General features: G+C 62.1%; 12 protein-coding genes. 6 read left to right on the top strand and 6 right to left on the bottom strand.

The window, feature by feature from the left end; translation table 11 throughout:
- Positions 1–11 precede the first annotated feature (11 nt).
- Positions 12–281: a hypothetical protein gene (locus PSH76_RS10085; RefSeq protein ID WP_305494011.1), complete on the bottom strand. Its 270-nt coding sequence runs from the start codon at positions 279–281 to the stop codon at positions 12–14.
- Between PSH76_RS10085 and PSH76_RS10090 the strand changes: the two genes are divergently transcribed.
- From PSH76_RS10090 to PSH76_RS10115, 6 genes are all read left to right on the top strand, one after another.
- Positions 280–1203, top strand: a complete 924-nt coding sequence (locus tag PSH76_RS10090) for a substrate-binding domain-containing protein (RefSeq protein WP_305494012.1) — start codon at positions 280–282, stop codon at positions 1201–1203. The genes PSH76_RS10085 and PSH76_RS10090 overlap by 2 nt on opposite strands.
- A gap of 63 nt (positions 1204–1266) precedes the next feature.
- Positions 1267–2775, top strand: a complete 1509-nt coding sequence (locus tag PSH76_RS10095; RefSeq protein ID WP_305494013.1) for a sugar ABC transporter ATP-binding protein — start codon at positions 1267–1269, stop codon at positions 2773–2775.
- Positions 2741–3733 carry an ABC transporter permease gene (locus tag PSH76_RS10100; RefSeq protein WP_305494014.1) on the top strand — a complete coding sequence of 331 codons (993 nt, stop codon included), beginning with the start codon at positions 2741–2743 and terminating at the stop codon, positions 3731–3733. Before PSH76_RS10095 ends, PSH76_RS10100 begins: the two co-directional genes overlap by 35 nt.
- 26 nt (positions 3734–3759) lie before the next feature.
- Complete coding sequence (locus tag PSH76_RS10105; RefSeq protein WP_003192355.1) at positions 3760–4839, top strand: erythritol/L-threitol dehydrogenase; 1080 nt, start codon at positions 3760–3762, stop codon at positions 4837–4839.
- A 1-nt stretch (position 4840) separates the two neighbouring features.
- Positions 4841–6373, top strand: coding sequence for an FGGY-family carbohydrate kinase (locus PSH76_RS10110; protein ID WP_305494015.1), 1533 nt, complete (start codon positions 4841–4843; stop codon positions 6371–6373).
- Between the two features lie 139 nt (positions 6374–6512).
- On the top strand, positions 6513–7238 hold the full coding sequence (locus tag PSH76_RS10115; protein WP_305494016.1) for an SDR family oxidoreductase: 726 nt from the start codon (positions 6513–6515) through the stop codon (positions 7236–7238).
- Here PSH76_RS10115 and PSH76_RS10120 read toward each other — a convergent pair.
- The 5 genes from PSH76_RS10120 to PSH76_RS10140 all read right to left on the bottom strand — a co-directional run bounded on the left by PSH76_RS10120 (position 7235) and on the right by PSH76_RS10140 (position 13999).
- Entirely contained in the window at positions 7235–8239 is a 1005-nt protein-coding gene (locus tag PSH76_RS10120; RefSeq protein ID WP_032896428.1) for a LacI family DNA-binding transcriptional regulator, read from the bottom strand. The two genes, PSH76_RS10115 and PSH76_RS10120, sit on opposite strands and share 4 nt — an antisense overlap.
- A gap of 58 nt (positions 8240–8297) precedes the next feature.
- Entirely contained in the window at positions 8298–9161 is an 864-nt protein-coding gene (locus PSH76_RS10125) for a LysR family transcriptional regulator (protein ID WP_305494017.1), read from the bottom strand.
- Between the two features lie 61 nt (positions 9162–9222).
- A complete protein-coding gene (locus PSH76_RS10130) occupies positions 9223–10668 on the bottom strand; it encodes a Vps62-related protein (protein ID WP_192901665.1) in 1446 nt (481 codons plus the stop codon).
- Between the two features lie 662 nt (positions 10669–11330).
- On the bottom strand, positions 11331–12734 hold the full coding sequence (locus PSH76_RS10135) for an amidase (protein WP_305494018.1): 1404 nt from the start codon (positions 12732–12734) through the stop codon (positions 11331–11333).
- Positions 12731–13999, bottom strand: a complete 1269-nt coding sequence (locus PSH76_RS10140) for a Zn-dependent hydrolase (RefSeq protein ID WP_305494019.1) — start codon at positions 13997–13999, stop codon at positions 12731–12733. Before PSH76_RS10140 ends, PSH76_RS10135 begins: the two co-directional genes overlap by 4 nt.
- Positions 14000–14004: the final 5 nt, after the last annotated feature.

Below are 14004 nucleotides of genomic sequence, written 5' to 3' on the forward strand. Positions count from 1 at the left end.
TGAGGCTGAGCTTAGTTGCCATGGGCGGATGTGCGAGTTTTTACTGGCAACTCTTGCCCCCTGTAGGAGCGAGCTTGCTCGCGAAAAATGTCAACGATAACGCGGGCTTCCTGAATAAACGCGGCGCCTGTGAGTTTTTCGCGAGCAAGCTCGCTCCTACGTTTTTGCCCGAGACCGACCAGTGGAGGCTTGCACAGGTCTGATTTACTTGTTAGTTTCTGACAAAATGTTAACGATAACATTTGCTCTAAAAATAAAAACAAAACAGAGACCCACGCCATGAAAATGCTCCCCAAAACCCTGTGTTTACTGGCTGCCAGCATCACCCTGGGCAGCGCGAGCCCCGCGTTCGCCGACGCTGCCAAGCCCATCCGCATCGGCGCCTCGTTCCAGGAAATCAACAACCCTTATTTCGTCACCATGAAAAACGCCCTGGAAGAGGCCGGCGCGACCATCGGTGCCAAGCTGATCATCACCGACGCCCGCCACGACGTGTCCAAGCAGGTCAGTGATGTCGAAGACATGCTGCAAAAGGGCATCGACATCCTGCTGATCAACCCTACTGATTCGGTCGGCGTGCAATCGGCCGTCAAGTCGGCCCATGCTGCCGGCGTCGTAGTGGTGGCGGTGGATGCCCAGGCAGATGGCCCGTTGGATTCGTTCGTCGGCTCGAAGAACTTCGACGCCGGTTTCCAGGCCTGTGAATACCTGGCTAAAACCATCGGTGACAAAGGCAATATCGCCATCCTCGACGGCATCGCCGTGGTGCCGATCCTCGAACGTGTGCGCGGCTGCAAAGAGGCCGTGGCCAAGCACCCGGATATCAAGATTGTCAGCATCCAGAACGGCAAACAGGAGCGTGACCAGGCCCTGACCGTCACCGAAAACATGTTGCAGGCCCAGCCCACCCTCAAGGGCATTTTCAGCGTGAATGACAATGGCTCCCTCGGCGCACTCTCGGCCATCGAAGCCAGCGGCATGGACGTGAAGCTGGTCAGCGTCGACGGCGCGCCGGAAGCGATCAAGGCGATCCAGAAACCCGGCAGCCATTTCATCGCCACCTCGGCCCAATACCCCCGCGACCAGATCCGCCTCGCCCTGGGCATTGCCCTGGCCAAGAAGTGGGGCGCCCAGATACCGGCCAGCGTGCCGGTGGACATCACCCTGATCGACCAGGCCAAGGCCAAGGACTTCAGCTGGTAAATCCCCCAGGCCCCACGCAATGCGTGGGGCCCAGGTCTTCCTTCTGAGTGCGAGGTCGGCGGTATGAGCAGTCTTCTGAAGCTGGAAAACATCTGTAAGCGTTACCCGGGGGTACAGGCCCTCAAGGCCATCAACCTGCAAGTGGAGCGCGGCGAAATCCACGCGTTGCTCGGGGAAAATGGCGCGGGCAAATCCACCCTGATGAAGATTCTGGGCGGTGTCGAGCATCAGGACGAAGGGCAGATCCTTATCGACGGGCAGGCCCGGAAATTTGCGACTTATCGGGATGCGATTGCCGCCGGGATTGGCATCGTGTTCCAGGAGTTCAGCCTGATTCCCTACCTCACGGCGGTAGAAAATATCTTCCTCGGCCATGAGCTGAGCAACCGCTTCGGCCTGCTGCGCAAGCGCGAAATGGCCGAGGCCGCGCAGGCGTTGTTCGAGCGCCTCGGGGTCAGCATCGACCTGCACTGCGCGGTCAAGCACCTGAGCGTGGCCGAGCAGCAGTTTGTCGAAATCGCCAAGGCCCTGGCCCTGGACGCACGCCTGCTGGTGCTCGATGAGCCGACCGCGACGCTGACCCCCAGTGAGGCCGAGTTGCTGTTCGGGATCATGCGCGAACTCAAGCGCCAGGGCGTGGCGGTGATTTTTATCTCGCATCACCTGGAAGAGATTTTCCAGGTCTGCGACCGCATCAGCGTACTGCGCGACGGCGGCAATGCAGGCGTCACCGAGGTGGTCGACAGCGATATCGATCACCTGGTCGAGATGATGGTTGGCCGCCGCCTGGAATGCAGTTTTCCACCTAAGCCCAGCAGCGAACGCGGCCCGTTGTTGCTGGAGGTCAAGGACATCCAGCTGGTGCGCAATGGCCCCCGCAACCGTTTCAATTTGCACAAGGGCGAGATTCTCGGCTTCGCCGGCCTGGTGGGTTCGGGCCGCACCGAGCTGGCCCTGGGCATGATGGGCGCGCTGCCCACTGTGAGCAAAGACGTGTGGCTGCGCGGGGAAAAAGTCAGCCTCGATGACCCGGCCCAAGCCCTGGCCCACGGCATTGGCCTGCTGCCGGAAAGCCGTAAGAGCGAAGGGCTGATCACCGCCTTCAGCATTCGCGAAAATATCTCGCTGAACAATTTGCCCAAATATCAGAACGCCTCGGGCCTGATCGACAAGGCCAAGGAATGCGCCAGCGTCGACGCGCTGATGCGCCAGCTGTCGATCAAGGCGCCCAGTGGTGAAAGCCTTGTGGTGAACCTCAGCGGCGGCAACCAGCAAAAAGTCGTGATCGCCCGCTGGATCAACCATCACTGCGACGTGCTGGTGTTCGACGAACCCACGCGCGGCATCGACGTCGGTGCCAAGGCGCAGATCTACGCGTTGATGCGCAGCCTCACCGAACAGGGCTACGCGATCATCATGATTTCCTCCGAGCTGCCCGAAGTCATCGGCATGTGCGACCGCGTCGCCGTGTTCCACAAGGGCGCGATCGTCAAGGTACTGGAAGCGTCCGCCGTCAATCCTCAAGAGGTCATGCGCCATGCAACAGGGGGCTCAAGTGAATACGTCCATTAACACCGCCAGCACCGGCCGGTGGCGCCTGAACCTGGCACGGCTGCTGCGTTCGCCCGCGTTTTATCCCTTTGTCGGGCTGGTGGTGGTGACCCTGGTGATGATCCTCGCCAGCGACACCTTCCTTACCGCCAGCAACCTCTCCAACATTGCCCGCCAGGTGTCGATCAACGCAATCATCGCGGTGGGCATGACCTGCGTGATTCTCACTGGCGGCATCGACTTGTCGGTGGGGCCGGTGATGGCGTTGTCCGGCACCTTGACCGCTGGGCTGATGGTCGCCGGGTTACCGCCGGGCCTGGCGATTGGCGTCGGGCTGCTGGTGGGCGTGGCCTTCGGCATCGGCAACGGGCTGTTCGTGGCGTACCTGCACATGCCGCCGATCATCGTCACCCTGGCGACCATGGGTATCGCCCGCGGGTTCGGGCTGATGTACACCGACGGCTACCCGATTTCCGGGTTGCCGGAGTGGTTCGCGTTCTTCGGTCGCGCCAGTGTGTTTGGCCTGCAGGTGCCGATCCTGATCATGTTGCTCACTTACCTGGCGGCCTATGTGCTGCTGCAGCACACGCGTATCGGTCGCTACATCTACGCCATCGGCGGCAATGAAGAAGCGGTGCGCTTGTCCGGGGTGCGTGCGGCGCGCTTCAAGCTGCTGGTGTATGGCATCAGCGGCTTCACCGCCGCGATTGCCGGGCTGGTGCTCACCTCGCGCTTGATGAGCGGCCAGCCGAATGCCGGCGTGTCGTTCGAACTCGATGCGATTGCCGCCGTGGTACTGGGCGGCGCGTCGATTGCCGGCGGGCGCGGGGTGATCATCGGCACCTTGCTCGGCGCCATGCTGCTGGGCGTCTTGAACAACGGTTTGAACATGCTTGGCGTGTCGCCCTACGTGCAGAGCGTGATCAAGGGCGGGATCATTTTGCTGGCGATTTTCATCAGCCGTCAGCGCCATCGTTAATACCTCACCACACAGGACCGAACACCATGGACAAGCACACTCACATGCAAGCCGTCGTCTGCCACGGCCCGAAAGACTACCGCCTGGAGCGCATCGGCAAACCCCAGGCGCGTGCCAATGAACTGGTGATCCGCATCGCCGCCTGCGGCATCTGCGCCAGTGACTGCAAGTGCCACTCGGGCGCGGCGATGTTCTGGGGCGGCGACAACCCCTGGGTCAAGGCGCCGGTGGTACCGGGCCACGAATTTTTCGGCTACGTGGTCGAAGCCGGCGAGGGCGCCGAGGAGCACTTTGAGGTCAAGGTGGGTGACAAGGTCATCGCCGAACAGATCGTGCCGTGTGGCAAGTGCCGCTTCTGCAAATCGGGCAAATACTGGATGTGCGAAGTGCACAACATCTTCGGCTTCCAGCGCGAAGTGGCCGAAGGCGGCATGGCCCAGTACATGCGCATTCCCAAGACCGCCATCGTGCACAAGATTCCCGAGTCGGTGTCCCTGGAAGACTCGGCGCTGGTGGAGCCAATGGCCTGTTCGATCCATACCGTCAACCGTGGCGATATCCAGCTCGACGACGTGGTGGTGATTGCCGGCGCGGGCACCCTGGGCCTGTGCATGGTTCAGGTAGCGGCGCTGAAGACCCCGAAAAAACTGGTGGTGATCGACATGGTCGACGAGCGCCTGGAGCTGGCGAAGAAATTCGGCGCCGATGTGGTGATCAACCCCGCCCGTGACAACGCCCGCGAGATCATCAACGGCCTTACGGAGAATTACGGCTGCGACGTCTATATCGAAACCACCGGCGTACCGGCCGGCGTCACCCAGGGCCTGGACCTGATCCGCAAGCTCGGGCGCTTTGTCGAGTTCAGCGTGTTTGGTGCCGAGACCAGCGTGGACTGGTCGATCATTGGCGACCGCAAGGAACTCGACGTGCGCGGTGCGCACCTGGGCCCGTATTGCTACCCGATCGCCATCGACCTGTTTGAGCGCGGCCTGGTCACCTCCCAAGGCATCGTCACCCATGACTTCCCGCTGGACGACTGGGCCGAGGCGTTTGAACTGGCCAATTCGACCAAGTCGATCAAGGTGCTGTTGAAGCCGGTGCTCTGAGATGGACTACGTCATCGGTGTAGACATTGGCACCCAAAGCACCAAAGCGCTGCTGGTGGATGCCCAGGGCACGATCATCGCCCAGCACAGCCACGGCTACCGGGTAGACACCCCGAAAGTGCGCTGGGCCGAGCAGTGGCCGCAGGTGTGGCTGGATGCCGTCGAGACCTGCGTGGCCCAGTGCATGGCCAAGGCCGGGGTGCCGGCGCCGCAGGTCAAGGCGCTGTGCATCAGCACTTTGTACGGTGGTTCGGGCATTGCCGTGGATGCACAGATGACGCCGCTGCACCCGTGCCTGATCTGGATGGACCGCCGCGCCGGCGAGCAGGTGGCCTGGGTACGCGAGCATGTGGACCTGGAGCGCTTGTTCGCCATCACCGGCAACTCGGTGGACAGCTACTACGGCTTCACCAAGATGCTCTGGCTCAAGCAGCACCAGCCCCAGGTGTGGGCGAATACCCGTTACCTGCTGCCGCCCAACAGCTACATCAACTGGTGCCTGACCGGCGAGTTGGCGGTGGACCACAGCAGCGCCGGGAATATCGGCGGTGTCTACGACGTGGCGGCGCGCAACTGGTCAGGCGAGATGCTGGAGGCGCTGGGTATCGCGCAGTCGATGATGCCCGAGCGGTTGCTGTATTCCGGCGAGGTGGTGGGTGGTTTGCTTGCAGACTGGGCCGCACGCCTGGGCCTGCAGGCGGGCACGCCGATCCTCGCTGGGGGCGTGGACGCGGCCATGGCGACCCTGGCGGCGGGTGTCACCCAGCCGGGCAATCATGTGGCGATGATCGGCACCAGCATGTGCTGGGGCTACCTGAACCAGCAGGTGGATGCGCGCCATGGTTTGGTGAGCATGCCCCATGTCTACAACGGCCACCGCGACCTGTACATCTTCGGCGGTGCGATCACCGCCGGAGCCTCGGTCAGCTGGTTTCGCGAGCAGTTCTGCCAGGCCGAAGAACAGCAGGCCCAGGCCACGGGGCAAGACAGCCTGGCGCTGCTGGAGCAGAGCGCGATGAAGATTCCGGCCGGCAGCGAAGGCGTGGTGTTTTTGCCTTACCTGATGGGCGAACGCAGCCCGCTGTGGGATGACCGCGCCAGCGGCAGTTTTGTCGGGCTCAACCTGTACCACAGCCGCTTTCACCTGTACCGCGCGGTGCTGGAGGGCGTGAGTTTTGCCCTGCGCCACAATATCGAAGCGGGCACCCAAGGCGCGCATTCCCTGGACCCACGCCTGATTGTGGTGGGCGGGGCGAGCCATTCGGACCTGTGGATGCAGATCATCGCCGATGTCACACGCTACCCTGTGTACACCATCGTGCAGGAGGTAGAAGCGGCCCTGGGCGCGGCGTTGCTGGCGGCGCATACGGTGGGGCTGGTGAGTGATGGGCAGATGGACACCGGCTGGGTGCAGTTGCAATTGCGGGCACAGCCCAAGCGGGAGAATGTCATGACCTATGACCGGGCGTTTGCCGAGTACCTGAAGCTGTACCCGGCCCTGAAACCGGTCATGCACAACCTGCAAGCCACCTGATTCAACACGATCCAGAAATGTGGGAGCTGGCTTGCCTGCGATAGCGGTGTATCAGCACCCGATAAGGAGACTGACACTCCGCTATCGCAGGCAAGCCAGCTCCCACAGTGGGTCTTCATTGGTTTTGAGATCTTTATTTATGTCTACAACCTTCGACTTTTCGCACCAGCGCATCCTCGTCACCGGTGCCAGCAGCGGCATTGGTCGCGAAATCGCCCAGCAACTGATCGCCAGCGGCGCCGAAGTCTTCGCCCTCGGTCGCGACGCCCAAGCCTTGGCGGCATTGGGTTGCCACACCTTGTGCGTGGACATCGCTGACAGCATCGCCCTCGACAAAGCCCTGCACGACCTGCCGCCCCTGCACGGCCTGGTCAATTGCGCCGGGATTTCACGCCTGGAACCCGCCGCTGCCATCAGCGCCGACGCCTTCGATCAGGTGATGGGCGTTAACGCCCGCGCCGCTGCGCAAGTGGCCAGCCGAGTCGCGGCGAAGATGATCGAGGCGGACATTGCCGGCAGCATCGTCAACGTCTCCAGCCAGGCATCGTTGGTGGCGCTGGATGATCACCTGAGCTATTGCGCCTCCAAGGCTGCACTGGATGCAATCACCCGTGTGCAATGCGCCGAATGGGGCCGTTTTGGCATACGCGTCAATAGCGTCAACCCCACCGTGACCTTGACGCCGATGGCGGCCATGGCCTGGTCCGACCCGGCCAAGCGCGACCCGGCACTGGCCGCGATTCCGTTGGGGCGTTTTGCGCAACCGGCGGAAGTCGCGCTGCCGGTGCTGTTCCTGCTCAGTGACGCGGCGAGCATGATCAGTGGCGTCAGCCTGCCGGTAGACGGCGGCTACACCAGCCGCTAGCCGTTTTCCAACTGCCCGGCGATCACCACTTTGTCCCGTGGCTTGTGCGGGTCTTGCAGGCGGTCGAGCAGCAGGCGCACCGCACTGCTGCCGGCCAGGGACGCGTCATGGGCCACGCAGGCGATGGGCACGCCAAAGATATCGGCGAAGGGCAGGCGGTCGATGCCGCAGATGGTCAGGCTGTCATGGGCGATGTTGTGCATGCGCAACGCGCGCAGGGCCCCCAGGGTGATCAACTGGTTGAAACCCATGATCGCGTCCGGCGCCGAGTGTGCGGCCAGGTAGTCGAGGGTATGCAGGTAAGCCGGCATCAGCGTGTAGTCGCCCGCCTGAACCTCGACCTGAATGTCGGGGTGTTCGGCCAGCACTTCCCGCAGGCCTTTGAGGCGCTCCACGCTGATGCGCGAATGTTCGGGGCCGGTCAGCACCAGCAGGCGCTTGAGGTTGGGCGTTTGGCGTAACAGGTAGTGCGCGGCTTGCAGGCCGCTGTGGTAGTTGTCGAGCACCACGCGGCTGAACGGGCTGTCGTGGATCGTGCGATCGAGCAGCACCACCGGGGTTTTGCCGTTGCTCAGGCGCTCCAGGTAGTCGGGTTGGTAGCTCGGTTCATCGGAGACCGGCGAGAGGATGATCCCCGCCACGCGATACCCCAGCAGGGTATCCACCGCCTTGCTTTCGAGTTCCTCCAGCTCATCGGTGTCCACCAGCATGATGGTGTAGCCGTGCTGTTTGGCCTCGCGGGAAATCGCCTTGATCATCTCGCTGTAGAACGGGTTGTCCACCGAAGCGGTGATGACCCCGATGATCAGGCTTTCACTGCGCTTGAGCCCACGGGCGAAGGCGTTGGGCACGTAGTCCAGCTCGCGGGCCACTTCCAGAATGCGCGCCAGGGTGGCGGGTTTGACCAGGTCGGGTTTGCTCAAGGCCCGGGACACCGTAATGGTGGTCATGCCGACCCGTTTGGCAATGTCGCTGATGGTGACGGACTTTTTCTTGTTCATCGGTAAGGCTGCGAGGGGGAACACCAGCAGGCTAGCATGTGCGCAGGCGTAGAGTGATTCAAATCAGCGGGTCCCAGCGTTGCGACCAGTCGCCTTCGGCTTTCACCACTGTGCGTAGCAGCTCCAAAGCCTGTTGCAACACCGCCGAATCCCGCGCCCGCGAATACACCAGGTAGGTCGGGAAGCTGAATTCCGGCGCCTTGGGCACGCGCTGCATCACGCCGCTGTCCAGGTAGCTCTGCACCACCCGTGTGCGGAAGTAGCCAGCACCGCCGTTTTCCAGAATGTACTGCAACGCCAGCGGCCCCAGGTTGAAACTCACCGCAGCACGCGCGCGGTCGGGCAGGGCGGCGTCGTGCTGCTGGCGAAAACCCTGGCCCCAGTCGATATACACGTAAGGCTCGGGTTTGCTCGCGAGTTGCACCAGAATCAGTTTTTCTTCCAGCACCTGTTCCACCTGCAAGCCCGGCCAGTATTGCGGCTGGAACACCAAGGCGGCGTCGAGCACACCCAGCTCCAGTTGGCGTAGCAGGTACTCGCCTTCACGCACTTCGGTGCGCAGCGCATGGCCTGGTATGTGCTCGCGCAACGCCTTGGCCCAGCCGAGCATCAACGGGTTGCACAGGCTGACTTCACCGCCGATATGCAGCACGTTGCGATAGCCGTCTGGCAATGGCAGGTCACGGCGCGCCGCTTCCCAGGTTTGCAGCAACTGGTTGGCGTACACCACGAAGGCCTCGCCGTCGGCGGTCAGCCGTGCACCGGCACGGTTGCGCACGAACAGTGTGCAGCCCAGCTGGCTTTCCAGGTTCTTCACCCGGGCGGTGATGGCGGTCTGGGTGACGTGCAGTTTCTCGGCCGCTGCGGCCAGGCTGCCGCAGCGGGTGATTTCGAGGAAGGTGCGTGCCAGTTCGATGTCCATGGATGTCAGCCGCCGAGGAAAGTGGCGGTTATTGTAGAGTCATCGGCGCCTGGACTTGCACTCATTCGTGCAGCAAAAACGCCGGGTCCTGTGGTTCGGTCGTTGTGCTGATGGTCACCGATTTTGGCGCTGGCGGATATTCGGTCCAGTACAGACTATTGTTGGGTTGACGGGTAAGGCTTTTACCCACTTCCTGTTTGTCTGCACGCAGTAGTCGGTAGGTGTAGCTGATCAGGTACACTGCCACGGCTTTATAGGCGCCCAACGTGCACCAGACGGTAGAGCTTTTTGTGGTGGTCCAACCTTGGGTGATGGCATTGCTTTGACTGATGCTGGAGCCGACTTTGACGCTGGTCTTGAAGTAGCCGGCAAAGGTGGCTTCTGCTAACGCTTCTGCGGTCTTGATATCTGTCTCGGTTTGCGTGGTGCTGGTGGACGTGCTGGACTGGAACATCAAACTGTAGCGTTGAATGTCACCTGTGTTGTTATACGCATGGCGTACCAGCTTATAGGTTTCGGTGGTCTCTAACTTATATTGGGGCGATTGAAGGAACTGTTGATCCTGCGTCAAATCAGGGTCAGAGATGACAAACCAGGGCAGCAAGGTTGTATACGTCGCAGTGTCGGAGGTGAGTGCCGTGGGATGCGCATAATTGTGCAGTACGGGGGCGTGCGATGGCTCGGTGGGAGGCTCAATGGAGAGGTGAGTGCGAAGGGCGTAGGTGGGCGTTACCGGTGAAGGCGCTTGGTAGTGGTCGTGACCGATGAAGGTGCCGGTGCTGAAAAACACTTCTGCTGGCATGGGAGACGGCGGCGAAATGCTCCAGGCCGAGAAGTTCGTGCCTGCGTGTGTACCCCTGTCGTTCCAGACCTCCTGATTGATCCTGGCTTCAGTGACCAGGTCTGCGCGGATGCATTTGACCGTTCCGATGTCCGGTGCGCGCAGTGAGTTGCTGCAGACCAGGCCCATGCACACGTACCCGGGCGGTGGCTGCGGGCGCCAGATGGACAGGGTGAGCTCGGCTCTTTGTATCTCCCATACCCAGGTAAAGCCGGTCGGTGGTTTGAGCGCTGTACCTGTCGAGCCCTGTGCATCCGCCACGATCGGCACCACTTTCAGGCCATGGATATCGGTAAAGTTGGGCTCCAGTACATCGCCGAGTATCGAATATTCGGCAAGTGCCGGCGTGACTCGGGGGCGATAGAGCGTGAAGGCGGCGTCACCGAAGTGCCCGGATTCGCCGGTACGGTTGTTGCCGTAATAGGTGAAGTTAGAGGTGAAGTTAATAAGCAGGTCTTTGTATCGGATCGATTCCACGGTGGGAACTCCTTCAAGGTTGAGGCGCTGAAATACCCTGAAGATTTGATCGCTGAAACGACCTGGTAGAGCGGTACATAGCTGTCCCAGGCCATTTATCTGAACGCTGGTCAGCTCGAGTGTTTCGGTGCTTTCAGAAGCGGCATCGGGAACGCCTTGGCATACCTTCAACACCTGCTCATCGGCCACACCCGCGCCGCGTTGAAGAGGCAGGATTGGAATGCGATCAATGTGGGAGCTGGCTTGCGATAGCCATAGGTATCTACACAACTTTGGTGCGACGCCGGACCTGTGGCGAGGGAGCTTGCTCCCGTGACGGCCCTGCAGCCGACGCTGATCTAACTGACGCGCCGCGATCCAAATGTGGGAGCTGGCTTGCCTGCGAAGACGGCCTGACAGCCGACACAGTTGGATTGTGTACATATCCATTCCTGCGGTAACGGCCACTTAAGGTTCCGCCCTGACGGCGGCTCACTTTTGAAAAGCGCAAAAGTAAGCAAAACGCTCTTGCCCCACCACTCGGCACCTCGCTTAGGCTCGGTGTGCCCGTAATCCGCCAGTGATTTGGGGGGCCGCCGCCACGCGCCATCCATGGCGCGGGGCGGCTAAACCGGCATCCCTGCCGGTTTACCCCCCAAATCCCTGTCGAATTCCGGCCAGCGTGGTTTAACGGGGCGCCTGAGATCAAGATCAAAAGCAGATCAAGAGCAAGAGCGGCTCGCTTCGCATCGTGGTTACCGTTGGCTGCTATAACCTACAAAATTGTGTAGAAGCTGCGACGGCGGTGTGTCAGAGGCCAATGGGCTGACTGAACCTGTGCTATCGCAGGCAAGCCACAGTAGAGTCGTATGTCAGGTCGGGCTTTTCGGTGTGTGCAAGTGTTCTGTGGGGAATGCTTTGGCATACGCGTGACACACCCTCAACACCTGCTCATCGGCAAACCGCGCACCCACCACATGCAAGCCCACCGGTAGGCCATTCGCTGCCAACCCGCACGGCACTGACGCCGCTGGTTGTTGGGTGAGGTTGAAGGGGTAGGTGAACGGCGTCCATTGCATCCACTCAGTCATCCCTGAGCCCGGCGGTACGTTGTGCCCGGCTTCGAATGCGGTGATCGGCATCATCGGCGACACCAGCACATCGTAATGCTCATGGAACGCGGCCATCCGTGCAACCAGCGCCGCTCGGGCTTCCAGGGCTGCGTTGAAATCATCCAGGCTCAAGCGTTCGCCTCGCTGTGCAATGCGCAGCAACCCGGGGTCGAGCTGTTGCTTTTGCGCCTCGCTCATTGTGCCGGTCAGGCGTGCTGCGCCGGCAGCCCATAGGGTGCTGAACACCTCCAGTGGGTCGCTGAAGCCAGGGTCGATTTGTTCGACCTGGGCGCCCAGTTGCACCAGGCCCTGCACAGCCTGATCCACCACCTTGGCGACCTGCGGGTCGACCTTCGCATAGCCGAACGTGGGGCTGTAGGCGACACGCAATCCCTTCAGGTCCGCTCCTGGAACGAGCCAGGGCGTGGTTCGCGGCGCGCCGATCAGGCCGTCCCGCGCATCCGGCTGCGCCACGGCTTGCAGCATCAGCACGCTGTCTGCCACGGTGCGCGTCATCGGTCCCAGGTGCGACAGGATGGTCATGGAGCTGGCCGGCCATTGCGGCACGTAGCCGAAGGTTGGCTTGATCCCGAAGGTGCCGGTAAACGCACAGGGAATGCGGATCGAGCCGCCGGCGTCGCTGCCCTGGTGCAGCACGCCGAGGTTCAACGCCGCTGCCGCAGCGGCGCCTCCGGAGGAACCGCCGGCGGTGGTGCGCGTGTCCCACGGGTTGCGGGTGATGCCGTACAGCGGGTTGTCGGTCACGCCTTTCCAGCCGAATTCCGGGGTGGTGGTTTTGCCCAGCAGCACCGCGCCGGCCTTGCGCATGAAGGCCGCGAAGGGCGCGTCCACGTCCCACGGGCCTTCGGCATTGGAGGTGCGCGAACCTTTGCGCGTGGGCATGCCGACGGTCAGCGTCAGGTCTTTGATCGACGCCGGCACGCCATCCAGCGCGCCGCAAGGTTCACCTTTCAACCAGCGTTGTTCCGACGCTCGCGCAGCCTCCAGCGCGCCTTGCGGGTCGACATGGCAGTAGGCATTCACCACCGGGTTATAGCGCTCGATGCGCAGCAAAGCATCTTCAGTAACCTCCACGGGGGACAAGCTTTTGTCGCGAAAATGCTGCAATAGCTGCACCGCCGTCAGTTGGCCAATCTCACTCATGCCAGATCCCCCTGGGCCGCGTTCACCATGGCGCGCAACAACACCGCGCAGCCTGCGGCCAGATCATCCGGCGCGGCGTTTTCGATTTCGTTATGGCTGATGCCGCCTTCGCACGGCACAAAGATCATCCCGGCCGGGCCCAGTTCGGCGACGAAGATCGCGTCATGCCCGGCGCCGCTGACGATGTCCATATGGCTCAGGCCCAATGCCTTGGCACCTTCACGCACGGCGTTGACGCAGGTCGGGTGGAAGTCCAGTGGCGGGAAGTCGGCGGTGGGCGTTAGTTCAAACGTCAAGCCGTGGCGGGCGGCCGAGTCTTCGATCACTGCGCGCACTTCATCGACCATGGCTTGCAGCTTGTCGGCGTGCAGGTGGCGCAGGTCTATGGTCATGTGCACCTGGCCGGGGATCACGTTACGCGAGCCAGGGTGCAGGTTCAGGCAGCCGACGGTGCCACAGGCGTGAGGCTGGTGCTGATGGGCGATACGGTTGACCGCACTGACCACCTCGGCAGCGCCCACCAGGGCGTCCTTGCGCAGGTGCATGGGCGTAGGGCCCGCATGTGCCTCTACGCCAGTGAGGGTCAGGTCGAACCACTTCTGGCCCAGGCAGCCCATCACCACGCCCAGGGTAATCGCCTGGTCTTCCAGCACCGGGCCTTGCTCGATATGCGCTTCGAAATACGCCCCCACTGGGTGGCCCAGTACCGCACGGGCACCGGCATAGCCGATGCGCTGCAATTCAGCGCCCACCGACAGGCCCTGGTCGTCGCACTTGTCGAGGGTGTCCTGCAAGTCGAACTTCCCGGCAAATACCCCGGAGCCCATCATGCACGGCGGGAAGCGTGAGCCTTCTTCGTTGGTCCACACCACCACTTCGATGGGCGCCTGGGTTTGGATCTGCAAGTCATTGAGCGTGCGGATCACTTCCAGCCCGGCCATGACCCCGTAGCAACCGTCGAACTTGCCGCCTGTGGGCTGGGTGTCGATATGGCTGCCGGTCATCACCGGGGGCAGGGCGGGGTTACGCCCAGGGCGCCGCGCGAAAATATTGCCGATGGCATCCACACTGACGCTGCACCCGGCGGCTTCGCACCACTGCACGAACAGGTCGCGGGCCTGGCGGTCCAGGTCGGTGAGCGCCAGGCGACACACGCCGCCCTTGGCCGTGGCGCCGAGCTGGGCCAGGTCCATCAGCGACTGCCACAAGCGGTCGCGGTTGATCAATGGGGCATTGCTCTGGAGCGGTTGCGCAAGACTGTTCATCAGGA

This window comes from Pseudomonas sp. FP215, from assembly GCF_030687795.1.
In the GTDB taxonomy this organism is placed as follows: domain Bacteria; phylum Pseudomonadota; class Gammaproteobacteria; order Pseudomonadales; family Pseudomonadaceae; genus Aquipseudomonas; species Aquipseudomonas salmasensis.

Bases quoted from the DNA above. Each gene is read 5' to 3' on its own strand.
- PSH76_RS10090 (WP_305494012.1), top strand. From the start codon at position 280: ATGAAAATGCTCCCCAAAACCCTGTGTTTACTGGCTGCCAGCATCACC.
- PSH76_RS10085 (WP_305494011.1), bottom strand. From the start codon at position 281: ATGGCGTGGGTCTCTGTTTTGTTTTTATTTTTAGAGCAAATGTTATCG.
- PSH76_RS10095 (WP_305494013.1), top strand. From the start codon at position 1,267: ATGAGCAGTCTTCTGAAGCTGGAAAACATCTGTAAGCGTTACCCGGGG.
- PSH76_RS10100 (WP_305494014.1), top strand. From the start codon at position 2,741: ATGCAACAGGGGGCTCAAGTGAATACGTCCATTAACACCGCCAGCACC.
- PSH76_RS10105 (WP_003192355.1), top strand. From the start codon at position 3,760: ATGGACAAGCACACTCACATGCAAGCCGTCGTCTGCCACGGCCCGAAA.
- PSH76_RS10110 (WP_305494015.1), top strand. From the start codon at position 4,841: ATGGACTACGTCATCGGTGTAGACATTGGCACCCAAAGCACCAAAGCG.
- PSH76_RS10115 (WP_305494016.1), top strand. From the start codon at position 6,513: ATGTCTACAACCTTCGACTTTTCGCACCAGCGCATCCTCGTCACCGGT.
- PSH76_RS10120 (WP_032896428.1), bottom strand. From the start codon at position 8,239: ATGAACAAGAAAAAGTCCGTCACCATCAGCGACATTGCCAAACGGGTC.
- PSH76_RS10125 (WP_305494017.1), bottom strand. From the start codon at position 9,161: ATGGACATCGAACTGGCACGCACCTTCCTCGAAATCACCCGCTGCGGC.
- PSH76_RS10135 (WP_305494018.1), bottom strand. From the start codon at position 12,734: ATGAGTGAGATTGGCCAACTGACGGCGGTGCAGCTATTGCAGCATTTT.
- PSH76_RS10140 (WP_305494019.1), bottom strand. From the start codon at position 13,999: ATGAACAGTCTTGCGCAACCGCTCCAGAGCAATGCCCCATTGATCAAC.